This is a genomic window from Sphingomonas sp. AOB5 (assembly GCF_029433115.1).
Classification (GTDB): domain Bacteria; phylum Pseudomonadota; class Alphaproteobacteria; order Sphingomonadales; family Sphingomonadaceae; genus Sphingomonas.
This window is the reverse complement of sequence record NZ_JARNTV010000009.1, coordinates 49,713-74,209: the sequence shown is the minus strand read 5'-3', so window position 1 is coordinate 74,209 and position 24,497 is coordinate 49,713. Positions and strand designations below refer to the sequence as shown.

Annotated in this window: 24 protein-coding genes; 10 read left to right on the top strand and 14 right to left on the bottom strand. The window is 65.2% G+C overall.

From position 1 onward, the window contains the following. Positions 1-195 precede the first annotated feature (195 nt). Positions 196-990 carry a class II aldolase/adducin family protein gene (locus P1X14_RS06325; RefSeq protein ID WP_277314474.1) on the bottom strand — a complete coding sequence of 265 codons (795 nt, stop codon included), beginning with the start codon at positions 988-990 and terminating at the stop codon, positions 196-198. A 131-nt stretch (positions 991-1,121) separates the two neighbouring features. On the opposite strand from P1X14_RS06325, the gene P1X14_RS06320 reads away from it, so the two are divergent. Then, positions 1,122-2,471, top strand: a complete 1,350-nt coding sequence (locus P1X14_RS06320) for an MFS transporter (protein WP_277314473.1) — start codon at positions 1,122-1,124, stop codon at positions 2,469-2,471. A 21-nt stretch (positions 2,472-2,492) separates the two neighbouring features. On the opposite strand, the gene P1X14_RS06315 is transcribed toward P1X14_RS06320, so the two are convergent. The 3 genes from P1X14_RS06315 to P1X14_RS06305 are packed head-to-tail and all read right to left on the bottom strand — an operon-like array spanning position 2,493 to position 5,291. After that, complete coding sequence (locus P1X14_RS06315; RefSeq protein WP_277314472.1) at positions 2,493-3,326, bottom strand: alpha/beta hydrolase; 834 nt, start codon at positions 3,324-3,326, stop codon at positions 2,493-2,495. A 10-nt stretch (positions 3,327-3,336) separates the two neighbouring features. Beyond that, entirely contained in the window at positions 3,337-4,287 is a 951-nt protein-coding gene (locus P1X14_RS06310) for an NAD(P)-dependent oxidoreductase (protein WP_277314471.1), read from the bottom strand. Continuing rightward, positions 4,284-5,291, bottom strand: coding sequence for a hypothetical protein (locus P1X14_RS06305; RefSeq protein ID WP_277314470.1), 1,008 nt, complete (start codon positions 5,289-5,291; stop codon positions 4,284-4,286). Before P1X14_RS06305 ends, P1X14_RS06310 begins: the two co-directional genes overlap by 4 nt. 170 nt (positions 5,292-5,461) lie before the next feature. Between P1X14_RS06305 and P1X14_RS06300 the strand changes: the two genes are divergently transcribed. Beyond that, positions 5,462-6,682, top strand: coding sequence for an acetyl-CoA hydrolase/transferase C-terminal domain-containing protein (locus P1X14_RS06300; protein ID WP_277314469.1), 1,221 nt, complete (start codon positions 5,462-5,464; stop codon positions 6,680-6,682). On the opposite strand, the gene P1X14_RS06295 is transcribed toward P1X14_RS06300, so the two are convergent. Then, complete coding sequence (locus tag P1X14_RS06295; protein WP_277314468.1) at positions 6,675-7,187, bottom strand: nuclear transport factor 2 family protein; 513 nt, start codon at positions 7,185-7,187, stop codon at positions 6,675-6,677. The genes P1X14_RS06300 and P1X14_RS06295 overlap by 8 nt on opposite strands. 105 nt (positions 7,188-7,292) lie before the next feature. Here P1X14_RS06295 and P1X14_RS06290 point away from each other — a divergent pair, with 105 nt between their 5' ends. Continuing rightward, positions 7,293-8,144, top strand: coding sequence for an SMP-30/gluconolactonase/LRE family protein (locus tag P1X14_RS06290; protein WP_277314467.1), 852 nt, complete (start codon positions 7,293-7,295; stop codon positions 8,142-8,144). 38 nt (positions 8,145-8,182) lie between these two features. Here the strand turns inward: P1X14_RS06290 and P1X14_RS06285 are convergent, their stop codons facing one another. Further along, positions 8,183-9,418 carry an LLM class flavin-dependent oxidoreductase gene (locus P1X14_RS06285; protein ID WP_277314466.1) on the bottom strand — a complete coding sequence of 412 codons (1,236 nt, stop codon included), beginning with the start codon at positions 9,416-9,418 and terminating at the stop codon, positions 8,183-8,185. Positions 9,419-9,559: 141 nt separating this feature from the next. On the opposite strand from P1X14_RS06285, the gene P1X14_RS06280 reads away from it, so the two are divergent. Beyond that, positions 9,560-10,243 (top strand): TetR/AcrR family transcriptional regulator, encoded by a 684-nt coding sequence (locus P1X14_RS06280; protein ID WP_277314465.1) that lies wholly within the window; start codon positions 9,560-9,562, stop codon positions 10,241-10,243. Positions 10,244-10,255: 12 nt separating this feature from the next. Here the strand turns inward: P1X14_RS06280 and P1X14_RS06275 are convergent, their stop codons facing one another. Then, the gene (locus tag P1X14_RS06275; protein WP_277314464.1) at positions 10,256-11,077 is read right to left on the bottom strand and encodes a ferredoxin--NADP reductase; all 822 of its coding nucleotides are present in this window, start codon (positions 11,075-11,077) and stop codon (positions 10,256-10,258) included. A 154-nt stretch (positions 11,078-11,231) separates the two neighbouring features. Between P1X14_RS06275 and P1X14_RS06270 the strand changes: the two genes are divergently transcribed. Beyond that, positions 11,232-11,792, top strand: coding sequence for an NAD(P)H-dependent oxidoreductase (locus tag P1X14_RS06270; RefSeq protein ID WP_277314463.1), 561 nt, complete (start codon positions 11,232-11,234; stop codon positions 11,790-11,792). Between the two features lie 33 nt (positions 11,793-11,825). Here the strand turns inward: P1X14_RS06270 and P1X14_RS06265 are convergent, their stop codons facing one another. Then, positions 11,826-12,551, bottom strand: coding sequence for a hypothetical protein (locus tag P1X14_RS06265; RefSeq protein ID WP_346770445.1), 726 nt, complete (start codon positions 12,549-12,551; stop codon positions 11,826-11,828). Positions 12,552-12,708: 157 nt separating this feature from the next. On the opposite strand from P1X14_RS06265, the gene P1X14_RS06260 reads away from it, so the two are divergent. Next, positions 12,709-13,473, top strand: coding sequence for an SDR family NAD(P)-dependent oxidoreductase (locus tag P1X14_RS06260; RefSeq protein WP_277314461.1), 765 nt, complete (start codon positions 12,709-12,711; stop codon positions 13,471-13,473). Further along, positions 13,470-14,738 carry an enoyl-CoA hydratase-related protein gene (locus tag P1X14_RS06255; RefSeq protein WP_277314460.1) on the top strand — a complete coding sequence of 423 codons (1,269 nt, stop codon included), beginning with the start codon at positions 13,470-13,472 and terminating at the stop codon, positions 14,736-14,738. The genes P1X14_RS06260 and P1X14_RS06255 overlap by 4 nt, the downstream gene beginning before the upstream one ends. Positions 14,739-14,793: 55 nt before the next feature. On the opposite strand, the gene P1X14_RS06250 is transcribed toward P1X14_RS06255, so the two are convergent. Beyond that, a complete protein-coding gene (locus P1X14_RS06250) occupies positions 14,794-15,906 on the bottom strand; it encodes an LLM class flavin-dependent oxidoreductase (RefSeq protein ID WP_277314459.1) in 1,113 nt (370 codons plus the stop codon). 193 nt (positions 15,907-16,099) lie between these two features. Between P1X14_RS06250 and P1X14_RS06245 the strand changes: the two genes are divergently transcribed. The 3 genes from P1X14_RS06245 (at position 16,100) to P1X14_RS06235 (ending at position 19,014) form a co-directional block, all read left to right on the top strand. Further along, on the top strand, positions 16,100-17,266 hold the full coding sequence (locus P1X14_RS06245; protein WP_277314458.1) for an acyl-CoA dehydrogenase family protein: 1,167 nt from the start codon (positions 16,100-16,102) through the stop codon (positions 17,264-17,266). 54 nt (positions 17,267-17,320) lie between these two features. Next, positions 17,321-18,178, top strand: coding sequence for an SDR family oxidoreductase (locus tag P1X14_RS06240; protein ID WP_277314457.1), 858 nt, complete (start codon positions 17,321-17,323; stop codon positions 18,176-18,178). A gap of 95 nt (positions 18,179-18,273) precedes the next feature. Beyond that, positions 18,274-19,014, top strand: coding sequence for an IclR family transcriptional regulator (locus tag P1X14_RS06235; RefSeq protein ID WP_277314456.1), 741 nt, complete (start codon positions 18,274-18,276; stop codon positions 19,012-19,014). 195 nt (positions 19,015-19,209) lie between these two features. Here the strand turns inward: P1X14_RS06235 and P1X14_RS06230 are convergent, their stop codons facing one another. Genes P1X14_RS06230 through P1X14_RS06210 form a run of 5 tightly spaced genes read right to left on the bottom strand, consistent with a single transcriptional unit; the run spans position 19,210 to position 24,494 of the window. Then, positions 19,210-20,007, bottom strand: coding sequence for a crotonase/enoyl-CoA hydratase family protein (locus P1X14_RS06230; protein WP_277314455.1), 798 nt, complete (start codon positions 20,005-20,007; stop codon positions 19,210-19,212). Positions 20,008-20,015: 8 nt separating this feature from the next. Beyond that, entirely contained in the window at positions 20,016-21,173 is a 1,158-nt protein-coding gene (locus tag P1X14_RS06225; protein ID WP_277314454.1) for an acyl-CoA dehydrogenase family protein, read from the bottom strand. Beyond that, entirely contained in the window at positions 21,170-22,174 is a 1,005-nt protein-coding gene (locus tag P1X14_RS06220; RefSeq protein ID WP_277314453.1) for an acyl-CoA dehydrogenase, read from the bottom strand. The genes P1X14_RS06225 and P1X14_RS06220 overlap by 4 nt, the downstream gene beginning before the upstream one ends. Next, positions 22,171-23,316, bottom strand: coding sequence for a CaiB/BaiF CoA-transferase family protein (locus tag P1X14_RS06215; RefSeq protein ID WP_346770444.1), 1,146 nt, complete (start codon positions 23,314-23,316; stop codon positions 22,171-22,173). The genes P1X14_RS06220 and P1X14_RS06215 overlap by 4 nt, the downstream gene beginning before the upstream one ends. Next, positions 23,316-24,494 carry a lipid-transfer protein gene (locus P1X14_RS06210; RefSeq protein ID WP_277314452.1) on the bottom strand — a complete coding sequence of 393 codons (1,179 nt, stop codon included), beginning with the start codon at positions 24,492-24,494 and terminating at the stop codon, positions 23,316-23,318. Before P1X14_RS06210 ends, P1X14_RS06215 begins: the two co-directional genes overlap by 1 nt. Between the last annotated feature and the right edge of the window lie 3 nt (positions 24,495-24,497).

Sequence of the window (24,497 nt, the reverse complement as noted above, 5' to 3'; positions counted from 1 at the left end):
AGAAATTCTGCGGATTCGAAACAAGAAATACTTATCGAGTGGCGTTCGCCCTGCCCCGCGGGATGCTTTCATCCGGAAATAAACAAGACCGGGTCACCACATCCCACAGGCACATTGCGGTTACACTACTCAATATCGCCGAAATATCATCCAGAATGGGATTGTCAACACTCATGTTGAAAATGCTATCCGACCCTACAGATCGGCATATCCCGGATTGGTGCGATCGAGCTTGCGCAACAATGCCGGCCAGACGAGCTGGTCCGCATAGCTGGCGGTGACGGCGGCGCCCTTTTCCGAACTCAGCATCTGCGCGGTCTTGTCGATCACCGCCGGGTCCGCCGCGTGCAGCGCCTGACCCATGGACAGCGTCCGCACCTGAACGGTGCAGGCCCATTCCAGCATGTACATCTGCAGGAAGGCCTCCGCGACCGATCCGCCAAGCGCCAGCGTGCCGTGATTGCTGAGCAGCATCAGGTTGCGCGATCCAAGATCGGCGACCAGCCGCTCGCGCTCGCCGATCTCCAGTGCGACTCCCTCATATTCATGGCGCGCAATTGCCTGAGAGAGTATCATCGAGGTCTGGTTAAGCGGAAGCAGCCCGCCCTCCAGCGCCGATACGGCCACGCCGTCGCGGGTATGGAGATGCATCACGCATCCCGCATCGGGCCGTGCGCCATGCACCGCGCTGTGGATGACGAAGCCCGCACGATTGATCGAATAGGGCGTATCGCTGATGATTTCGCCGTCGAGATTGACCTTCACCAGGCTCGACGCGGTGATCTCCTCGAACATCATGCCGACCGGATTGACCAGGAACGCTTCCTCATCGGGCAGGTTGGCCGAGAGATGCGTGGCGAGCAGATCGTCCCAGCCAAACATCGCGACCAGCCGATAGGCCGCAGCGAGATCGATCCGCCGCTGACGCTCGAACGCGTCCATCACCCGGAACGCCGCCACATTGCCGCGTGTGGACAGGTTGACGTCCATTGACCCCTCCTCGCTCATTTGCCCGCACGATACGCGTCAACAATAGTGTTGACAAGCCGGACGCGGCACTCGACACCTACGCACTGTCAGTCGCGGCCAAAGCGCCGCCAGTCATTCGGGAGAGGTGGATCGTGAGCTATCGAACCAGCGAGGCGCGAGCCTGGTATGTCGTCGCGGTCCTCTCGATGCTGTCGATCGTGTCCTATATGGATCGCCTCGCGCTGGGCCTGCTGGTCCAGCCGATCAAGGCCGATCTGGGCATCACCGACACGCAGATCGGCTTGCTGATGGGACCGGCCTTCGCACTGGTCTATGCCGGCGCGGCGCTGCCGATCGCCTTCGCGATCGATCGTTCGAACCGCAAATGGATCATCATTTCGGGCGTGGTGGTGTGGTCGCTGGCGACCTTGCTGTCGGCATTCGCGACCAATTTCACGACACTGTTCCTGCTGCGCATGGGCGTCGGCGTCGGCGAGGCCGTGCTGGCGCCCGCCGCGGTGTCGATCATCGGCGACCTGTTCGTGCGCGAGCGCCGGCCGACACCGATGGCGACGATGATCGCCGCGCAAGCGGGCGGGGCAAGCGCATCGTTCCTGCTGGTCGCTGCGCTGCTGGGCCTTGCCGCGCGCGGCGCGCTGCCGCTGCCCGAAGCGATCGCCAGCCTGCCGGTCTGGCGCGTGATGCTGTTCACCATCGGCCTGCCCGGACTCGTGCTGGCAGTGCTGATGGCACTGACCGTCAGCGAACCGAAACGCGGCGGCACCAGCGAACCGGCCGGGGAGAAGCCCGCCGATGCCGCGCCCGGCGACGCGGAATCCATGTTCCGCTCGCGCACGTCGGAGCGGCGATTCTACATCGCCTTCATCCTGGGCAACAATCTCATCTCGCTCATCCTGTTCATGATGGCGGCGTGGTTCCCGACCTATCTGATCCGCACCTTCGGCGAGACGGCGCAGCGCGTCGGCACCATCTTCGGCGCATGCACCATCGTCGGCGGGATCGTCGGATCGCTGCTGGTTCCGGTGGTGGCGGAGCGGTTCGCGCGGCGCGGCTATCGCGACATGACCTTGCGGCTGGCGATCGCGTTCGTGCCACTGACGATGATCACCGCGCTGATCGCCACCAACCTGTCGGGCTTCACCGCGACCGTGCTGATGCTGGCGCTGTTCTGGATCATCTCGAACAGCATCGGCGCGCTTCCCTCGGTCATCGTCACCAGCCTCGCGCGGGCGAACGAGCGCGCGCGGATCTATGCTGCTCACATGCTGGTGCAATCGATCTTGGCGGCATCGGCCGGTCCGTTCCTGGCGGGCTATCTCTCGGACCGCTATTTCGACGGCGACCTTGGCAAGGCGATGACTGCGATCATCATTGTCGCCTGCCCGCTGTCGTTCATCGCACTGATTGCCGCCTTCAAGCCCTATCGCGAAGCGGTGAACGGGGTGGCGGCTCCGGCGGCCACGGCCGCCGCAACGGCGTAAGGATGCGCAGCCCCGGCCCCGTCAGGCCGGGGCAAGCTCCCCCAGGAAATCGAGAATGGCGCCGGTGAACCGGTCGTTGCGGTCGCCCGCGACCATGTGGCTGGCTCCCGCGATATCGACCGTCCGTGCGGCAGGCGCCAGCTGGCGGAATGCCTCGAGCTCGGCCTCGGTCACCACTTCGCTGCTGCCGCCACGCACCAGCAGGACCGGGATCTCCAGCGCCGCAAACACCTGCTCGAGCCGTTCGGCCGTTTCCAGACCGGGGCCGCCGTCGCGGATCACTTCGGGATCCCAATGCCAGCGGAACCGGCCATCGGCGCCGAGCCGCAAATTCCTGCCCAGTCCCGCAGCACTGCTGCCGCGCCGGCGCTGCGGCAGATAGTCGGTGACCGCCCGCGCAGCATCCTCGATCGTGGCGAAGCCATCGGGATTGCCGCGCATGAACGCCAATATGGTCTCGATTCCCTGCGGGTTCGGTCGCGGGACGACATCGACCAGCACCAGCGCGCGGCAGGGCAGGTCCGGGTTCGCCGCCAGCGCTTCCAGCGACGTCAGTCCGCCCAGCGATGCGCCGATCAGGATCACTTCGCTGCCGAGTTGATCGACGACGCATGCCAGATCGGCGCCGAAGCGATCGATCGAATAGCCCGCCTGCGTCGTCCAGTCGCTGTCGCCATGGCCGCGCCCGTCGAGCGCGATCACGCGGAAGCCATGCCCCGCCAGCGCTATGCGCGACTGGCGCCAGCTATGCCGCGTCTGCCCGCCGCCATGCAGCAATATGATGGTCGGCTGTCCCGCTTCGCCCGAAACATCGGCAGCGATGCGGTTGCCGTCGGCACCCTGGAAATGGATCATGCGCTGCGCTTCAGGCCGTCTGGCTCGCGGTCTGGCGGCGGCGTTCGCCGCGGATACGCTCATAATCGACCACCGAGCGCATGCCATCGATCAGCGGCATATGGCTCAGCCCGAACTCGCTCGCCGCGCGGGCGCAACTGACATTGTGCGGCAACGGCACCTCCGTCTCATTGCCGAAGCCGAGCTCGGCACCCGGCACCGCCGCGCGTACCGCATCGGCGATGTCGCCGAACGATACGTCCAGCCCGCCCAGCTCGTAAAGATCATGCTCGCAGCGTTCGGCTTCGATCAGGTCGGCCAGAAAGCGCGCCGTGTCGGCGACATGCGCCACGCACACCCGTGCCCCGGGCGCATAATCGATCTGCGCCGGATTGCCGCGCGCGCCCTGCACCGCGAAGATATTGACCCCGCGGCTGGCGATATCCGCCCCCGGCCCATAAATGGCCGACAGGCGCACCGACACGATCCGCTTCTCGCCCAGATCGGCATTCACCTGCCGCGCGAAATATTCGCACAGCAGCTTGGTCGCACCATAGATCATGAAGGGCTGGACGCGGCTGGTTTCGTCCAGCGTCACACCATCGGCAGGCTGGATGCCATGCACCGCGGTCGAGCTGGGGAACACAATCCGCTTGATCGGCAGCGCCCGGCACAGATTGAACACGTTCAGCGCGCCGCCGCCCATCGTCGCCCACTCACCAGTCAGGTCGTGGCTGCCCGCCGGGCTGCGGAAGAAGGGGCCGTAATAGATGGCGTCGATCCCCGCGGGGCCGATCGCCTTCTGCAGGGTCTCGATGCTGCTGCTGTCGCCGGTCAGCCAGGTGATGCGATCGGCATAGGGCGTCAGCCGCCCCATATCCCCGCGGATTTCCAGCGCGACGACCTCATGCCCGCGATCGAGCAGCTCGCGGACCAGATCGACGCCAACGAACCCGCGCGCACCGACGACCAGGCACCTCAAGCTGCCGCATCCTCTGCGATCGGATTGATCAGGCGATGGCTGCGCTTCCACCGCTGCGCATGGGTGCAGCCGCTCAACCGCGATCCCAGCGGACGCCCGCTGATCTCGGCGTAGCGCCGGCCGATCTCGACCACCTTGTCCGGATCGACGCCGGTTTCATAGCCCATGCCCGAGAGCATCTCGACCAGATCCTCGGTCGCGACGTTACCGTACGCATCGGGGATGAAGGGGAAGTCCCCGCCCAGTCCGCCGAATGAGGAATCGAGGCAGAAATGCTCGAACGGCGAACTCAGCGCCGCGACGATATTGGCGAGGCCGGCGCCGCGTGAATCATGGACATGGAAAGTGATCCGCTTGTCGGTCGGCAGCACCTTCGCCAGATCGGTGAACAGCGATAGCACCTGCACCGGATCGGCCTGCCCGGTCGAATCCGAGATGATCAGTTCGGTGACGCCCGGCATCTTCTCGACCCGCGCGGCCGACGAGATCACGCTTGCCGGATCGGTCCAGCCGGCGACCGGCGAACCGAAGCTCTCGCTGATGAACACCGCGACCTTCAGCCCCGCATCGGCGGCGATGGCCGCGCTGCGCTCGATCTGCTGGAGCAAAGCCTCGGGATCGGCGGTGATCCCGTTCGCCGCCATGCTGGACGGCACCGGCGAATAGACCAGGAAGACGGTATCGAGCAGCTTCTCTTGCGCCATCTTCACGGCGCGCGCGGTGCCGCCTTCGCTGAACACCACGCCCGAGATATCGATGTCCTTCGCGAGGGGCGCGATGGCGCGCAGCAGATCTTCGGTATCGCCCATATGCGGCATCTTGTTGGGATTGACGAAGGCGACCGCGTTGATCTCCTTCAGCCCCGCCGCGGTCAGTCCCTTGAACAGTTCGACCTTGGTTTCGGTCGGCAGGATCATGTTGTGTGACTGCAACCCCTCGCGCAGCCCGACTTCGCGTATATCGACGCGCGTCCGGATGAGCTTTTCCTTCAGCTGTTCCAACATGACGGTAACCGGATCCTCTCACCCCATCATCGACGCGAGCACATGTCCGCACGGCGCATCGATCGATCTTGCAAGCGCGACACTGATCCCGCCCGTCGCATCTGTCAACACTATTGTTGACAGACTTTATGCCTACGCCGTAACTGGCAGCGGGGAGAGAGATCATTGGAATGACAACAGCTTCCGCCATCGACGCCGCGCTCGAAGCGGTGCTGCGTCCGGGTCAGAGAATCGTGGCAGGGCAGGCATTCGGCATGCCGCGTCACCTGATCGAGGCACTGCCGCGTCACCTCGACCGGCTGCAGGGCAGCAGCATCTTTCTCGGCTGGGTGATCGGCGACTTTCCAGAGCTGCCCGGCGTACGCATCGAGACCTTTTTCCCTTCCGGCCCCTTCGCCAGCGAAGCCGGCATGGCCGAGCGCAACGCGCGGTACAGCCGGATGACGCTGCACGAGCTAACCGATGCGTTCGCCTCGGGAAGCCGGCCTGTCGACGTCGTGCTGGCACAAGCGACGCCAGCCCGTGACGGCCGGCATTCGCTCGGCGTCACCGTGGATTTCATCCATGCCGCTGCGACGCGTGCAGCATCGGTGGTCCTCGAAACGAGTCCGCTGGTACCATGGACCGGACCGGCATCGACGATTGCCGCAAGGCCGGGTGTGATCGCGGTCGACGTTCCCGGCGGGCCGATGGAATCGACGCCAGCCGCACCGCGCGACGACGCGGCACTGGCGACCAATCTGATCGAATGGATTCCCGATGGCGCAACGCTCGAATTCGGCATCGGCCAATGGTTTCCGCCGCTGATCCGCCACCTCGCCGCCGCGCGGAAAGGATTGCGGCTGCATACCGGCCAGATCGGTCCGTGGATCGCGGAACTGATCGCCGCGGGGGCCATAAATCCGCAGGGCCATGTCGGAACCGGCGCGGTGGGCGACGCCGATTTCTACGCCTGGCTCGACAGTACCGATATGGTCGAACTGGCACCGGCAAGCTTCACCCATGATCCCGCTCGGTTGGCTGGCTTGCCGAAGTTTCGTGCGATTAACTCGGTCTATGAAGTCGATCTGCTCGGCCGCGCCAATAGTGAGCTCAGCCCATCGGGGGTGCGCGGCGGGATTGCCGGGCTGCCCGATTTCGCGCGCGGCGCCGTGGCCAATCCGCAGGGCCTGTCTATCGTCGCACTGGCCGCGACCGCGCGGGGGATATCACGGATCGTGCCGCACATCGCCTGCGCGCCGCCCTCGCTCGACAGTGGCGAGATCGACGTGGTTGTGACGGAGATCGGCAGCGCCGACCTGCGCGGGCTTTCACCAGCGGAGCGCGCGGAAGCCCTGATCGGCATCGCAGCGGAGGAATACCGCCCGATGCTTCGCGCCGCGATCAGTTGATGCGGAAGGCGTGAGAAGGATCGTCCGATCCGTTCGTACCGCGCAGATATCCCGACGGGTCCGCCCCCCCGGCCAGCGCGAGACCAGTGCTGAGCCAGTCGCACACCACCGTGCGCTCGGCGATCCGCCATGCGCCGCCGACACGGGTAAAGCGATCGAGATAGCGCCCGCCAAAGGGAATCATCGTGTCCGCGGCACCATTGCTGCCCGCGACTGCACGATAGACGATGAAATAGCTTTCGACCTGCGCCGCTTCCGCCCCGTCCATGTCGATCAGCACATTGGTGATGTGATGCTGACCGGTGAAGTCCGTGGTGCCCGGGCGCCCGGCGATCATCCGCGCCAGCGCGTCGCCGGTGGTTTCCATATTGCCATAGTGGCACGGCGCGCCCTCGTGGAATACCGCCGCGACCGTCGCGGAATCGCTGCGATCGATCCCGCGGCAATAGCGCGCCAGCGCGTCGCGGATGCTTTCCCGCGCGATCAGCGTTTCGACGTCGATCATCTTTCCTCTCCCTGGATCGCTGCGAAAGCGCATGAAACGCGGAGCGGTTGCTGTCAACGTAGTTGTTGATTACACTTCGGTCCAAACCACCATCCGGAAAGCGCCGTGCCGACGATCACCGCCCCCAGCATCATCACGCGCTGCATCGCCTCCGGGCTGGGCTTTACCGAGGGGCCGGTGTGGACCCGGCGCGGCACGCTGCAGCTGGTCGGCCTGTCGCGCGGGCTGATCTATGATCTCGATCCCGCGACCGGCGAGATTCTCGCCGCGGTTCAGGCCGGTGGCGCACCCAACGGCTTGGCCGAAGACGCCGCCGGCACGATCTGGATCGCCCAGAAGGGCGACGAGGCCAACGGCCAGCCGCCGGCGATCCAGATGCTTTCGAACGGCGTGGTGACGACAGTCTCCGACCGGGACTTCCACGCGCCCAACGACCTCGTCACCGGACCCGATGGCCGCATCTGGTTCACCGATCCACAGGGGCATGATCTCGACGCGCCGATCCTGCCCGGCCGGATCTGGTCGATGCACCCGGTATCGCATGCCTGCCGGATCGAAGCCGATGGGCTGGCCTTTCCCAACGGACTGGCTTTCTCGGCGGATGGCAAGAGCCTGTTCGTCGCCGAAACCATGACCTCGCGCATCGTCCGGTTCGATTGCACGGAAAGCGGCATCGGCACGGCGCATCCCCATGCCGTGCTTCCCGAAGGGCGACCGGATGGAATCGCGTTCGACCGCAGCGGCCGCCTCCATGTCGCGGCAACCGACGCGGCAGCCGTCATGGTCTTCGATTGCGATGGCGAGCTGGTCGAACGCCTCGAACTGCCCGGTGGCTATCCCACCAATCTGTGCTTCGGTGGCGAGGGGTTGCGCACCCTGTTCGTCACATCGGCCAAGGGCGGGAAAGTCTATGCGATCGATCGCGAGATCGCGGGATTGGCGCCAGGCCCGCGATAATCGAAACGGCGGCGAGTTTCCCCGCCGCCGCGTTCCGGTCAAAGCTGCGAAACCGTCGCGCTGAGGTTCCGCACGCCCGGCACAATCGGCACTTCGTCCTCGCTCAGCGCCGGCATCCATTGCTTCCGCGCCAGCGCCGCCTCGATATAGGGCGCCAGTTCGGCCTCCCGGTCGGCGCGGCGGTTCGATGCAAAGGCGGGCATCACGTCCTTGGCGAACGAGGTCAGCGTGTCGCACACCACCTCGTGCGGGCGCCCGCCGCCCTGGATCGTGAACAGGATATCGTCGACCCCGGCTTCCTCGAAGATGCGCATGCGTTTGATCACATCGGCGGGCGTGCCGGACGCACCGCTATATTCGTCGCCCTGCGCAACGCCTTCCGCGGCGGCCAGATCGCGCTTGGTGTCGCCCTGTTCGGCAACCATATAGTCGGCCCACAGATTGTTATGACCCGGCTTGCTGTCGCGCATCGTTGCGCCCAGCGAATATTTGAAGAAATTGAAGCAGTGATAGCCGTCACGGATCGCAGTCGCGCGATCCTGGTTGACCGACAAGGGGCTCACCATCGCCACGCGGGCATTCACCCGGTGACCGATCGGCACGCATTCGTCGGACTTGATGATGTCGTAATAGGCATCGACCCATTGCTTCGATTCATACGGATCGACGAACGAGAAGGCGAGCGCGCCGATGCCCAGCCGGGCGGCGAGCATGATCGTGTCGCGATTGGTGCAGGCCAGCCACATCGGCGGATGCGGCTTCTGCACCGGCTTGGGCACGATGTTGCGGCATTCCATCTTGAAATACTGCCCGTCCCAGCCGGGATAGGGCGTCATCGCCAGCATGTTCGCGATCTGCTCGCCGGCTTCCAGGCACATCGCACGCTTGTCCTTCGCGCCGATATAATGGGCGCCCAGTTCAAGCCGGGTCGCGCCTTCGCCGATGCCGAATTCAACCCGGCCCTTCGAAATCACATCGAGCGTCGAGATGCCTTCGGCCACACGCGCGGGCGGATTGATCGCGGGGGGCGTGTGGCGGATGCCATGGCCGATTCGGATCTTCTTCGTCCGCGCAGCCACCGCGCCCAGAAAGATTTCCGGCGCCGACGAGTGCGAATATTCCTCGAGGAAATGATGCTCGGTCACCCACAGGCTGTGGAAGCCGAGCTGGTCCGCCAGCACCGCCTGTTCGAGATTGTTCGCAAAGTGCTGAACCTCGACCCCGTCATCCCAGGGTTTCGGCATTTGCTGCTGATAAAAAAGGCCAAACTGCATCGGTGTCCATCCTCGATCCTGGCACCGTAAAAGCAGTCAAATTTCGCATTGTCAACACAAGTGTTGATTAATTGAACGCGTCGCGAGCGTTGACAAAATAACCATGCCTCGCCCATCGGTCGAGCGAGTGGGAGCAGGATCATGGAACGCAAGCGCAACAAGACGCCGACAAGTGCGATGGGCCGCCGCCGGGCAGCCGCCCAGTCGGAGCAGGGCGCGCATTACAGCCAGCGGCTCCAGAATCTGCACGCGACTGCGGCATTGCTGTTCAAGGAACGCGGCCTCGGCAATGTCAGCCTCGACGACATCGCCAAGACTGCCGGCCTGAACCGCGCATCGATCTATTATTACACGTCGAGCAAGGAGGAATTGTTCTTCGATATCGCGATCGAAGCGATGGAGAAGTTCGCGGTGAACGTCGACGCGATCGTCGAATCGCAGCTCGATTTCCCGGCCAAGATCACCGCGTTCCTCGTCACGCTGATGGAGCATTACGAGGCGAATTATCCGCACCTCTATGCCTTTGTGCAGGAGATCGACAAGGTCAGCCCGCGCAATGCCGAACGGCAAAAGGCGCTGTCCGACCTGACCGGGCGTGTCGATGCGCTGGTCTATCGCATCATCACCGGCGGCATGGCCGATGGCAGCCTGCGCTCCGACGTTTCGCCGCGCATCCTGGCCCACGGCCTGCTCGGCATGGCCAACTGGTCGCATCGCTGGTTCAAGCCCGATGGCGGGCTGAGCGGCGCCGATATCGGCCGCCAGTTCGCCCGGATCGTGCTCGACGGGATGATCCCGGACAAAGCTGCAGACAGGGCCGGCTGACGCCACGGCGCGCTATCCGACAAAGGCGCGCTCCATCACATAATCGCCCGGTATGGAATGCGTGCCCTCGACCAGTCCCCAACCGGACAGGATCGCTTCCATCTCCTTGTTGAACGCCATCGACCCGCAGATCATGAAGCGCGAGGTCGCGCGGTTCTCGATCGTCAGGCCCAGATCCTCGCGGAACAGCCCTTCGCGGATCCGGTCGGTGATCCGGCCGCGCGTATGGAATTCGCCCCGGGTGACGGTGGGGTAGTAGGTGTAGCGATCGCGCAGCAGTTCGCCGAAGATTTCGTCCTCGCGAATCTCTTCCTCCAGGAAGGTGCGATAGGCCAGTTCCTCCTTCTGCCGCACCGTATGGCTGATCACGATGTGCGCGAACTTCTCATGCGTTTCGGGATCGCGCAGCACCGACAGGAACGGCGCGAGGCCGGTGCCGGTGCCGATCATCATCAGATGCTCGCCGGGCTTGAGCGCATCGATCACCAGCGTGCCGGTCGGCTTGCGGCCGAGCAGGATGCGATCCCCGACCTCGAGATGCTGCAGCCGCGACGTCAGTGGCCCGTTCGGCACCTTGACCGAGAAGAACTCCAGATGCTCCTCCCAGCTCGGGCTGACGAGCGAATAGGCGCGCATCAGCGGCCGGCCATCCTCGCCGGGCAGGCCGATCATGATGAACTCGCCGGAGCGGAACCGCAGCGCCTGCGGCCGCTCGACACGGAAGCTGAACAGGTCCGGGGTCCAGTGATGCACCCACAACACCCGCAACGCATACAGCCCTCTGGCCTCGGCGATCGTATCGAGATCGTCGCCACCCGCGTCTGAGAGCGCCATCTTATTCCTCCAGCTACCCGGCCCGGTCCAACGGTGCCCAGCGCGCCGATTGCGCAGCCCACGCCATTTAGTCAACACTAACGTTGACAGATTTCCTTGGGCATGGAAAAGGCGCCTCCACCCGGCCGGACCGCGGGATCATGGAGAGGATGCGATGCTCATCGTCGGGGTCGGCGGAACACAGCGCGAGGGATCGTCGACCGAACTGGCGCTGCGTGCCGTACTCGATGCGACACAACGGGCCGGTGCCGAGGTGCAGCTGTTCGCCGGACAGTGGCTCGAGCTGCCGCTCTATTATCCGGGGCGCACCGAACGATGCGACCGCGCGATTGCGCTGGTCGATGCGCTGCGCCGGGCCGACGGCATCGTGATCGGATCGCCCGGCTATCACGGCGGTATCTCGGGGCTGGTCAAGAACGCGCTCGACTATGCCGAGGATCTGTCCGGCGACCCCCGCCCCTATTTCGAAGGGCGCGCGGTGGGATGCATCGCCACCGGTGGCGGCTTCCAGGGGGCGCACGCAACGCTGACCGGATTGCGATCGGTGGCACATGCGCTGCGCGGCTGGCCGACACCACTCGGCATCGCGATCAACACGCGCGAGCCAGCGTTCAATCCCGATCGTTCCTGCATCGATCCGGCCCTGACAGCGCAACTCGAAATGATGGCGGCGCAATTGATCGAGTTCGCAGCGATGCGATGCGAGCGCCAGTGAGATCAGAAACCGGTGTAGTGCCCGGCGGGGCGTTCACATCGCCGCCAGATAGGCATCGTCCCCGGCGGTCAGGCGCGCGACCGGCGTATCGGGGGGCAGGATCCGCCCCTTCAGGCGCAGCGCCTGCTCATTCTGTTCCGGTTGCTGGACCCAACAGCCCCCGAACGGCGGCGCATGATGGGCAAGTTCGTACGAATCCGCCTTACGGCCATCGATCACGATGAACAGCATGCGCCGGAGCAGCAGCGCAGCCTCCGCCATTTCCACGTCGAGTGCGGCGACTGCTCCGGTGAAGCCGGACCCGAGCGCCGCCCCTGCCAATGCTTCGGGACGGAGGATCACGCCGTCGCGCACCTCCATCTCCAGTACCCGTTCGCCGTCGCGCTCGACATGGCCGCTGACCCGTCCCCCGGCCTCGTGATCCACGGCTTCGATATCGTAGCGCCGCTGCGATACCCCGCGGACCGCGAGGGCAATGGCAAGCGCGGTGACGTCGAACTGGTGCGTGCATTGATGCCGGGAATCGAGGTCACGCGAATAGGCGCTCATTCGCGGCGAAAGGCCGGCACCTTCGAGCAAAGCGAGCTGCGCGCCCGCCGCCGGGCACAACGTATAGGGAAAGCGGATCGGATCGATATCGACCGTTTCCACGGCGGACTGCCCAAGCCGGACATGGATCCGGAAATTGTGAAACCGGTCCTCGATCACGGCGCGCACATCGATCGCTTCGCCATCGGCGTGCGAGACCGTCCGGATCACCCTGTGCTCAATTCTCACATCGGCGAAATTATACCTGACAGTATGTATGTCAATGCGCCGGCGACACCATTCTCGCGAAAATCTGGTGTACACGCTCGCTATGCGCCTTATGAAACATCGAATTACATACCATATGGTATGATCAATGGAGAGGATGATGGAGATAGATTCCAGTCTGACGGCGATCGTTACCGGGGGCGCTTCGGGCCTCGGCGGGGCGGTTGCGGAAGCATTTGCAGCCAAAGGTGCGCGGGTCGCGATCTTCGATCTGAACGAAGCGGCAGGTGAAGCCCATGCCACGGCGATCGGCGGCATCTTCTGCAAGGTAAACGTGGCGGACGAGGCAAGCGTGGATACCGGACTGGAAGCGGCACAGGCCGCCCATGGCGTGGCACGCGTGCTGGTCAATTGCGCGGGGGTGGCGCCGGCAATCAAGACCGTCGGCAAGGAGAATGCGCCGCACCCGATCGATGCCTATCGCCGCACGATCGAAGTCAATCTGATCGGCACCTTCACGATGATCTCGCGTTTCGCCGCGCGACTGGCCGCGGCGGATCCGATCGGTGAGGAGCGCGGCGTGATCGTCAACACCGCGTCGGTCGCCGCGTTCGACGGACAGATCGGGCAGGCCGCCTATGCCTCGTCCAAGGCGGGTGTGGCCGGGCTGACATTGCCGGTCGCCCGCGATCTGGCGCAGCACCGGATCCGCGTGGTGACGATCGCGCCGGGCATCTTCCTGACGCCGATGCTGATGGGCTTGCCGCAGGCCGCGCAGGATTCGCTTGGCCAGCAGGTGCCGCACCCCAGCCGGCTCGGACGGCCGCAGGAGTTCGCGCAGATGGTCGAGAGCATCGTCGCCAATCCGATGCTGAACGGCGAGACGATCCGCCTGGACGGCGCGATCCGCATGGCGCCGCGATGATGCAGAATTTCACGCTGGAGACCGATGCCGACGGGATCGCGCTCGTCACCTTCGATTGCGCGGGTCGGACGATGAACACGATCACCAATGCGGTGCTCGACGATCTCGATCTGCTCGCCACGCAGCTGCGCGACGATGCCGCCATCCGCGGCGCCATACTGCGATCGGGCAAGCCGAACGGCTTCTGTGCGGGCGCCGATCTGGGAGAGATGGAAGCGAAGATCGCGGACTGGCGCCGTGCCGCTACCCCCGACGAACTGGTCGCAGCCGCCGAAAGCGCCGCGCTGTTCAACCGCCGCTTCCGGGCAATCGAAGCCTGTAGCAAGCCGGTGGTGCTTGCGCTGGAGGGGCTGGCGCTGGGCGGCGGACTCGAGCTGGCGCTGGTGTGTCATCACCGGGTCGCGGCGAGCGGCGCGAAGATCCGGCTGGCCTTCCCCGAGGCGTCGATCGGCCTCCTGCCCGGCGCCGGGGGAACCCAGCGCCTGCCGCGGCTGATGGGCATCGAGCGCGCTTTGCCCCATCTGCTCGAAGGCAAGCCGATCCCGGTCGAGACCGCGCTGGAGACCGGCGTTCTGCACGAACTGGTGCCGCCGGAGAGACTGATCGAAACCTGCCGGCGTTTCATTCTTGACGGCGGATCGGCGGTTGCGCCTTGGGACCAGGCCGGATTCGAGATACCCGGGGGCACCGGCACCGCACATGGCTCGCCCTATGCGATGCAGCGCGTGGGCGGCGAACGCGGCGCGCGTTATCCGTCGGAAGCCAACATCGTCCGCGCCGTCTTCGAAGGCACGTCGCTGCCGATCGACGACGCGCTGATCCTCGAGAGCGATTGCTTCCTCGACACCACCCGCACGCCACAGGCCGCCGCGATGGTGCGCACGCTGTTCCACGCGCGGCAGGCGATGGGAAAAGCCGGACCGCCCGATTATGCCGAAGCGCTGATCGCCGGGGTCCGGTCTGCATGGGATGCGGAGCTGTCGGCCCTGCAAGCCGATGGCATCCCCGCCGCAGCGCTGCGTGCGATCATCGGCCAGATCGGTGGCTGGGCACCCGATGGCGAAGGCACCGCACCGGCCGCGGCCGGTCAACTGGCGATGGCCGAGGCACGGCTGCTCGATGCGGCATCGCGCGCGGCAACTTCATTCCTGCGCGCCCGGGACATCGCGAACACGGATATCGCAGACCTTGTGCTGGTCGATGCCGGCTTTCCGGCATGGACCGGGGGACCCGTCGCGTGGCGGCGGGACCGGCCGGCAGCCTGACAAAAAAAGGGGCGGCCCGCGGGCCGCCCCATGCCTCTGGCGGAGGAGGTGCGTCTCAGGCGGCGCGGCGCGTCTCGTAGGACGGCGAGCCGATCTCGCGGAACGTGTCGATCGCCTTCAGCTTGGGCAGCACATGATCGACATAGGTGCGGAAATTGCGCTGGGCGATGTCGGCCGGCATCCCGCCCATCGACATCATGTTGATCACACCGGCACAGTTGAGCGCGCGCACCCGCTCGACCGTGGCTTCGATCACCTGATCCGGCGTGCCGTGGATCTGCAGGTCGGCAAGGAAGCGGTTGAAGGTCAGCACGCCGTGCTTCTCGATATTCTTCCGCAGGCCCGCATAATATTCATAGCCGTTGATCGTCTCCATGTGCGGGTTCTGGAACTCGTAATGGTCGATCGTCGAACGGGCATAGGCCATCGTATATTCGTTGTGCATGTCCGCGGCGCGCGCCGGATCGGTGTCGACCGTGGTCAGGTTGACCAGGATCGGGCGTGGGCATTCATACCCGTTCACTTCCTCGAACAGCGCGGCATATTCGGTCGTCTCGCGCACCACCGTCTCCCACGGCTTTTGCGCGATCAGGATCAGGCCATAGCCGAGCTTCGCCATGATCTTCGCCGATTCAGGCGACACTGCCGACGCATAGGTACGCCCGCGGAAGCTGAATGCCGCGTTGGGGCGGATCTCGACCTTGGGCTGCTTCAGGATCTGGCCGTCATATTCCATCACGCCGGTCTCGAGACTCTGCGAGATGGCGTCGGCATATTCGATGAAGCGCTGGCGCGACTCCCCCATGTCCTGACGGAAACCGTCGAACTCGATCTTGCCCAGCCCGCGGCCGAGACCAAGGATCGTGCGCCCGCCCGACACGGTATCGAGGAAGGTGATCGATTCAGCGACGCGGATCGGATCGTGCCACGGGATCACCATCACCATCGAACCGAGCAGCGCGTTGGTCGTGCGTCCCGCCATATAGGTCAGGAACTGCGCCGGATTGGGCATCATGTGATAGCGGTTGAAGTGATGCTCGGCGGTCCAGATCGACTGGAATCCGGCCGGTTCGCACTGATCGGCGATGTCCAGCTGGGTCCGGTAGACTTCCTGGTCCGAAACCTTCGGGTCGAGCCCCTGAAAGAAGAAACCGGCTCCGATGTGCATCGCTGCTCTCCTGCGTCATTTATCGTCGCCCGAATGCATTGCCGGGCCAAAGATGATACTGCGCAGTATGAATATCGATGCAGTGGCACCCTGTCAATCCGCCGTTGGCACACGCGCCGGCAAGCAGTTGACAATTCATATATGTGGACTAATTTATCCACACATATGAATATTGATGCGCAGGAGGGGTAGCATGGATTTCGCGTTGACCGCCGACCAGGAATCGATCCGGGACGCGGTCGGGAAGCTGTGCGCCCGCTTCGACAAGAATTACTGGCTCGAGATCGATCGGTCGGGCGAGTTTCCCGAAACCTTCTTCCGTGCGATGGCCGATGACGGCTGGCTGGGCATCTGCATTCCGCCCGAATTCGGCGGCGCGGGGCTGGGCATCACCGAAGCGGCGATCATGATGCGCACCGTCGCGGAAAGCGGCGGCGGCATGACCGCAGCCTCGGCGATCCACGTCAATGTTTTCGGCCTGAATCCGGTGGTTGTCTTCGGCAGTGAGGAGCAGAAGGCGCGCATGCTGCCGCCGATCCTGCGCGGCGATGTGAAGGCCTGTTTCGCGGTGACCGAGCCGACCACGGGCCTCAACACCACCCAGCTCAAGACCATGGCGGTGCGCGATGGCGACGATTATGTCGTCAACGGCCAGAAGGTGTGGATCTCGACCGCGAAGGTTGCCGAGAAGATCCTGATCCTGGTGCGCACCACCCCGCTGGATCAGGTGCGCAAGCCGACCGAAGGCCTCAGCCTGTTCTACACCGATCTCGATCGCGCCGCGGTGACGGTCCACGAAATCGAGAAGATGGGCCGCAAGGCGATCGATTCGAACGAGCTGTTCATCGAGGACTGGCGCATCCCCGCCGCCGACCTGATCGGCGAAGAGGGCAAGGGCTTCCATTACATCCTGCACGGTATGAACCCGGAACGGATCCTGCTCGCGTCCGAGTCGGTCGGCATCGGCACGCTCGCGCTGAATGCCGCTACCCAATATGCCAAGGAGCGGATCGTCTTCAATCGTCCGATCGGACAGAATCAGGCGATCCAGCACCCGCTCGCGCAGAACTGGATGGAGCTGGAAGCCGCATGGCTGATGGCGATGTCGGCGGCGTGGCGATACGACAACGACATGGAATGCGGCGCGGCCGCCAACGCCGCCAAATATATGGGCGCCGAGGCTGGCCACAGCGCGTGCCTTCAGGCCGTGATGACCCATGGCGGCTTCGGCTATGCCAAGGAATATCATGTCGAACGCTATCTGCGCGAAGTGATGATCCCGCGGATCGCACCGATCAGCCCCCAGCTGATCCTTTGCTACATTGCCGAGCGCGTGCTCGGCCTGCCCAAATCATATTGACCAGATCACACTGAAACGAACGACACGCTTCGCAGCGACGAGCGGGAGAAGAGGATGGTGAAGGAAGCAACGCTCGTCGCGGACGAGCGGCTGGCGGCGCTGCCGCTTTGCCTCGCGGCGGAGCTGTTCGCCGGCAAATCGGTGATCGTCTCCGGCGGCGGCAGCGGGATCGGCAAGGCGATCGCATGGACCTTTGCCCGGCTGGGCGCCCATGTGACCATCTGCGGGCGCAAGCAGGAACGGCTGGACGAGGCCCGGCAAGGGCTGGCCGCCGCCGGCTTCGAGGTCGCGGCGATCCGTGCCGATATCCGTGAGGAAGGCCAGATCGAGGCGCTGTTCGAAGCTGTCGAGGCGCGGCACGGTACGCTCGATATCCTCGTCAACAATGCCGGCGGCCAGTTCCCGATGGATGCGATCGATATCCCGTCCAAGGGCTGGCGCGCAGTGATCGAGAACAACCTGACAGGCACCTGGCTGATGATGCAGCGCGCCGCGCGTGGCTGGCGCGACGCCGGACGCGGCGGGATCATCGTCAATGTCGCCGCCGCCGTCGAGCGCGGCGTGCCGGGCATCATCCACACGTCCGCGGCCCGGGCGGGGATCATCAACGCTGCCCGCACCGCCGCCGTCGAATGGGCGCCGCTGGGCATCCGGGTGAACACCGTCGCGCCGGGCGCGATCGATTCCGGCGGCCTGCGCGTCTATCCCGAGCAGGCCAGCCGGATCTTCCACCTCGCCAATCCGCAAAAGACGCTGGGCGATCCCTGGGACCTCGCCCAGATGGTGGGCATCATGGCGAGCGATGCATCGCGCTTCATGACCGGATCGACCGTCACCGTCGATGGCGGCGGCGCCTTGTGGGGCGATCTGTTCACCAATGGCCGCCCGGACTATTTCGAGAGCGGAGCGTGACGCAACCAGATGGGTTTTGACGCTGGGGGATGCTTCCGGTAGCAGCGATGAAGCTCATCCTCCGATAGACAGATTCAAACCGGCATGAGGTCTTAATGTTCGTTCGTCAGGCAGCGCACGTACTGGACCTGCTGGAATATTTCGCGACGACGCGCCGCCCCGCCACGCTTTCCGAAGTGTCCGAACAGATGGGCTGGCCGCGATCGAGCACCTTCAACATCCTCTACACCCTGTCGGAGAAGGGCTTTCTGTACGAGCCGAAGGCGCGTCAGGGCTATTATCCCAGCCCGCGCTGGCTGGCGCTGGCACAGGTCATCATCGACGCACAGCCCCTGCCCGCCGATGTCTACACGCTCGTTTCCGAACTGACAGCGGAAACCGGTGAGACCGCGCTGGTTGCGGCATCGGCCGGGGTGAACGCGATCTTCGTCCATGTGGTCGAATCCCCCGCGGCGATCAAATATGTCGCCCATGTCGGCCACCGCGTGCCGATCACCGCGAGCGCTTCCGGCCGGGCGATCCTGTCGCAATATTCGCCGCGCGAACTGTCGCAATTGCTGCGCCGGGTAAAGTTCGAGCGAACCACCGATACGACGCTGGTCAGCATCGAAGAGGTCGAGGCCGAACTGAAGCGCGCGATCGAGCGCGGCTATCACAAGAATCCGGCGGGCAACGTGCCCGACCTGTACGGTGTGTCATTACCGCTGGCGATCGAAACCCGGCGCTTGGCGGTGACCGTGGCCGGTCCGTCCTACCGGATGGAAGGCCGTGTCGACGAGATCGCCCAGATCATGAAGGCCGCGCTGAAGCGACATGGGCTGGAGACGAAGGCCTAGTCAGTCTCGACATTCGAATGGTCCACCGGATGTCGATCCGGGCCGGGCAACGCTTGCAATGTTGGAGTTCGGCTGCTCGGATCGACACCTGCTCTTTGAACTGTCGAGACCCGTTTCGCATGGCGCTCCACGCCCTGCCCGAAAGTGACCATTTCCCCTCCGCCAAAGGTCACAAACGAGCGAAGTTCCGCGACCCTAAACTGCCTTCGCCTGCTGCCGCGCGATCAGTCCGGCGACGACCTGCTTGTGCTCGGGCGTGGTATGCGCCAGCGCCTGAAGCGCGCCGGACAGTTCGAGCACCTCGACCAGTCGCAGTTCGCGACCGCGCGCCAGCAGCCGCTTCGACATGCGCACCGCATCGGACGGGTTGACCGCGATCCGCTTCGCCAGGCCCCGCGCCGTTTCCATCAGCATGTCGGGCGCGACCACCTGTGAGACGAGACCGCAGGCCAGCGCCGCCTGCGCATCGAGTGCGTCGCCGGTGAATGCCATCTCGCACGCCTTCGAATAGCCGACGATGCGCGGCAACAACCACGCGCCGCCATCGCCCGGGATCAGCCCGACCTTGACGAAACTCTCGGCAAACCGCGCAGTTTCGGAAGCGATGCGGATATCGGCCATGCACGCCAGATCGCAACCGGCGCCGATCGCCGGGCCGTTGACGGCGGCGATGATCGGCACCTCCAGCCGGGAAAAGGCCATCGGTACCCGCTGGATATTCTGGGCATATTGTCCGGGCGTGCGCACCGGTTCGCCACCGCCAAGGCCGCCCGGCTGGCCCAGCGTCTTGAGATCGCCACCCGCGCTGAACGAAGGGCCCGCCCCGGTCAGGATCGCGACCTTCACCGCAAGATCGACATTGATCGCGTCGAGGATGCCGACCAGCTGATCGACCGTGTCGGGATGCGACAGCGGGTTGCGCGTCTCGGGAAGGTTGATCGTGATCGTTGCGATACCATCGGTATCGAGATCGAGAAGGACGTGATCGGCCATGATGTTCCTCAGCGCAGGCGAAGGCCGCGGGCGATAATGCCGCGCAGGATCTCACGTGCGCCGCCGCGCAGCGAGAAGGATGGTGCGGCCAGCATCGTCGCGGCCAGAACGGCGTTCAGATCGTCTCCATGCAGGTCGGGCTCGCAACTGACAAGCAACCGCGCGACCTCCGGAATCTCCTGCTCCAGGACCGCGCCCAGATCCTTGACCACTGCGGCCTGGACCGTGGGATCGTCGCCCGCCTCGAGCATTGCCGCGATCGACATCGACATCTCGCGCAGCACCGCAACCTGCCCCGCAAGCCGGCCAAGTGCCGTGGCCTGAGCCGAGCTGGCCGAGTTGGCAAGCACCCGGGTCAGTTCGACCAGTACCGTGAAGGAAGACAGGAACCGCTCCGGCCCGCTGCGCTCGTTCGCCAGCTCGGCCATCACCTGCTTCCAGCCATCGCCCTGCTGCCCGAGCAGCGCATCCTTCGGCACTTCGACATCGGTGAAATGGACCACGTTGATGTGATGCTCGCCCGCCAGATCGTAGAGCGGGGTCACTTCGATCCCCGGCGTGGTCATGTCGACGATCAGCTGGCTGAACCCGGTATGCCGCGCTCCACTGTCCGGCGCCGCAGTACGGCAGAACAGGATCATATGGTGGCTGCGATGCGCATTGGTGGTCCACACCTTCGTGCCGTTGATCACGAAGCCCGTATCGGTTTCCACCGCGCGGGTGCGGGCCGAAGCGAGATCGGATCCGGTGTCGGGTTCGCTGAGGCCCGCGCAGATGAAGGTCTCGCCCCGCGCGATGCCGGGCAGATAGCGTTGCCGTTGCGCTTCGGTGCCGGATCGCAGGATCAACGGGCCACTCTGGCGATCCGCGATCCAATGCGCGGAGACCGGCGCACCGGCGGCCAGCATCTCCTCGAGCACGACATAGCGCTCCAGCGCGCTGCGCTCATGCCCGCCATAGGCTTTCGGCCAGGTCATGCCGATCCAGCCGCGCTCGCCCATCGCCCGGCTGAAATCGTCGTCATAGCCGGCCCAGCTCAAGGCACGCTGAGCAGGCGGACGGTCACGCAACGCCAGGCCGAGGAAATCGCGAACCTCGCCGCGCAGCGCCTCGGCTGCGGCAGTGGTTGTCGCGGGGCGGAAGGTGAAGGCCGACATCTCGCTCATCGCCCGCTCACCGCCTTCCATACATCGCCACCGGCCAGCACCAGCCGTCCGAACGCTTCGTTCCACTCCGCATCGCCGCCGAACTCGTCGCGCCAGGACAACAGGCGCCGGGTCGAGAATTGCAGGTCGTGCTCCAGCGTGAAGCCGATTGCACCGTGGATCTGATGTGCGATCGCCGATCCGGCACCCGCCGCTTCGCCACATCGCGCCTTGGCGATGGCTATCGCGGGCATCGGCGATCCGGCCGCAATCGCGCGTGCGGCATATCCGGCGGCAGCCGTCGCCACCGCGGCCTGAGTCGCCAGCACCGCCAGCGATTGCTGGATCGCCTGGAACTGCGACAGCGTCTTGCCGAACTGGGACCGCTGGGTCGCATAGAGCACCGCCAGATCGGACGACCGCCGCAAGGCACCCGCAATCTGCGCCGAACGCAGCGCCGCGCCGAGCTGGCGGAGTTCCGTGGGCGAGATTGGCGAAGGCACGAAACGGGCGGTGTCGAACGCCGGATCGAGGGTCGCCGTGTCGCGGGGCTCGCCCGCCATGTTGGTGGCGTGTTCCCAGTTCAGTTCGCCGGGCTCCAGAAGCGCCAGAACCGCTTGACCATTATGCTCCGTCACCAGCACCAGCTGCGCGCTACGCCCCCAGGGGATCCGCGCCAGTTTGCGATCGGCGTCGATACCCGCGAAGGTCAGCGCGCCATCCGGTACCGCGATCCCCGCCCGGTCGAGCAGCCAGGCCGCCAGCATCGTCTCGCCGAACGGCACCGGCGCGGCATATTCGGCGACGAGTCCGGCCAGATCGAGCGCGTCGGCAATGTCGAGTCCGACACCGCCGCCGCCTTCCGAAACCAGCGCCATCGTCAGCCCAGCATCGGCGAGCGAGGACCATAATTCCCCCGGCCAGCCGCCGGTCTCGGCCGCAGCAATCGTCTCGCGGGTTGCGTGGTCGTTCAACAGCCGTTGTGCGGCGTCGCGGATCAGTGCGATTTCGTCAGGCGTCATGCGGCACCCTGCAGGTCGGGCAGGCTGATTGCGCCCGAACCGGCCAATGCCGCAACCTTTGCCGCATCGATGCCCCACTCCGCCAACGCCTCGCGCCCGCTCGCGCCCGGCGCTTCCGGCGCCGTGGGCAGATCGGGACGGGTGCGGCTGAAGCGCGGTGCCGGGGCGGGCTGGACCACGCCGCCGATGGTCACGAACGCATCGCGCGCGGCATTGTGCGGATGCGCAGGCGCCTCGGCCATCGACAGGACCGGCGCGAAGCAGGCATCGGTCCCTTCGAGCAGTTCGCACCATTGGTCGCGGGTTCGCGTCCGGAATGCAGCGGCAAGCCGCGCCGCGGTTTCGGGACCATCGTCCATCGTCGGCTCGAGCCCCATGCGCTCGAACAGGATCTTGCGGAACTTCGGCTCGATCGGCCCGATCGACACATATTCCCCGTCGGCGCACTTATAGCTGGCATAGATCGCCGATCCGCCGTCGAGCAGGTTCTCGCCCCGCTTCAGGCTGTGCATCCCCGCGGCGTGCAGGCCATAGATCATCGCCATCAGCGAGATGGTCCCATCGACAATCGCGGCATCGACCATCTGCCCCTGCCCCGATCGCTGCGCCTCCAGCAGCGCGCAGACCATGCCGAACACGAGGTAGAGCGACCCACCCGCGAAATCGCCCAGCAGGTTGATCGGCGGCACCGGCCCGCCACCGGCTTCCCCGATCGCGTGCAGCGCACCGGTGATCGCGATGTAATTGATGTCGTGTCCAGCGACCTTGGCCAATGGCCCTTCCTGACCGAACCCGGTCATGCGGCCATAGACCAGTCGCGGATTGCGCTTCAGCGCTTCGTCCGGACCAATGCCCAGCCGCTCGGTCGTCCCGGGGCGGAACCCCTCGATCAGGCCATCCGCCTTCTCGATCAGGTCGAGCACCAGCGCGATGCCTTCGGGCGACTTCAGATCGACCGCGACCGATTTCCGGCCGCGCATCACCAGGTCGAACTCGGGCGGCTTGGGCAGGCCGGGGCCATTATCCTCGACGCGAGTCACGCGCAGCACGGTGGCACCCATATCGGCCAGCAGCATCGCCGCCATCGGGCCGGGTCCGATGCCCGCGATCTCGACGATCCGGATACCTGCAAGCGGTCCCATTATGCGCGCTCCAGCAGCGACACGACGCAGGCGCCGCCAAGACCGAGATTGTGCTGCAGCGCGAGCCGCGCGCCTTCCACCTGTCGTGGTCCTGCCTGTCCACGCAGCTGCCACACCAGCTCCGCGATCTGGGCAAGGCCGGTCGCGCCGAGCGGATGCCCCTTGGACAGCAACCCGCCCGAAGGATTGGTGACCACCGCGCCGCCATAGCTGTTGTCGCCATCGGCAACGAACCGGTCGGCGGTGCCCTCCGGCGTGAGCATCAGCGCTTCGTAGGTCAGTATCTCGTTGATGGTGAAACAGTCGTGCAGCTCGACCACGTCGATATCGCCCGGCGAGACACCGGCTTCGGCATAGACCGCCTCCGCCGCCGCGCGAGCGATATCGGCGCCGACCAGCCGGATCATGCTGTTGCCTTCGAAGGTCGAGGCGCGATCGGTGGTCATCGCCTGTCCGCGAATGACGATATCGGCGGAAAGCCCGTGCCGCTTCGCAAAGGCTTCCGAAACCAGGATTGCCGCCGCCGCACCGCAGGTCGGCGGACAGGCCTGCAATCGGGTCAGCGGGCCGAACAAGGCTGGCGATGCGAGCACTTCCTCGACACTCAGCTGCCCGCGAAAAATGGCCCGCTCATTATGCTCGGCATGACGCCGCGCCTTTACCGCGACGCTCGCGAACAGGGCTGGGTCCGATCCGTAGCGCTCGGCATATTCGATCGCAGCGCCGCCGAATATCTTGAGCGCCATCGGCGCCTCGCTCGGCCCGAAAGCCGCATCGACCGCACCGGTGAACGCGTCGAGCGGCGCCGGCCGGTCCGGGAAGACATTGCCGATCGCGCCGGGACTCATCTGTTCGAAGCCGAGCGCCAGCACGCATTCCGCAGCACCGCTCTCGACTGCCTGACGCGCGAGGAACAACGCACTCGATCCGGTGGCGCAGTTGTTGTTGACGTTGAGGATCGGGATGCCGCTCAACCCGGTCGGATAGAGCGCCGCCTGGCCCGCGGTGGAGTCGCCATAGACATAGCCGACATAGGCCTGCTGGATCGCATCATAGCCCAGCCCGGCATCCGCCAGCGCGTCGGCCAGCGCCGCACCGGCCAGTTCCGGATAGGCCGGCCCCTTTCCGGGCTTGGAGAAGGCCGTCATGCCGACCCCGGCGATACGTGCAGATCCCATGTT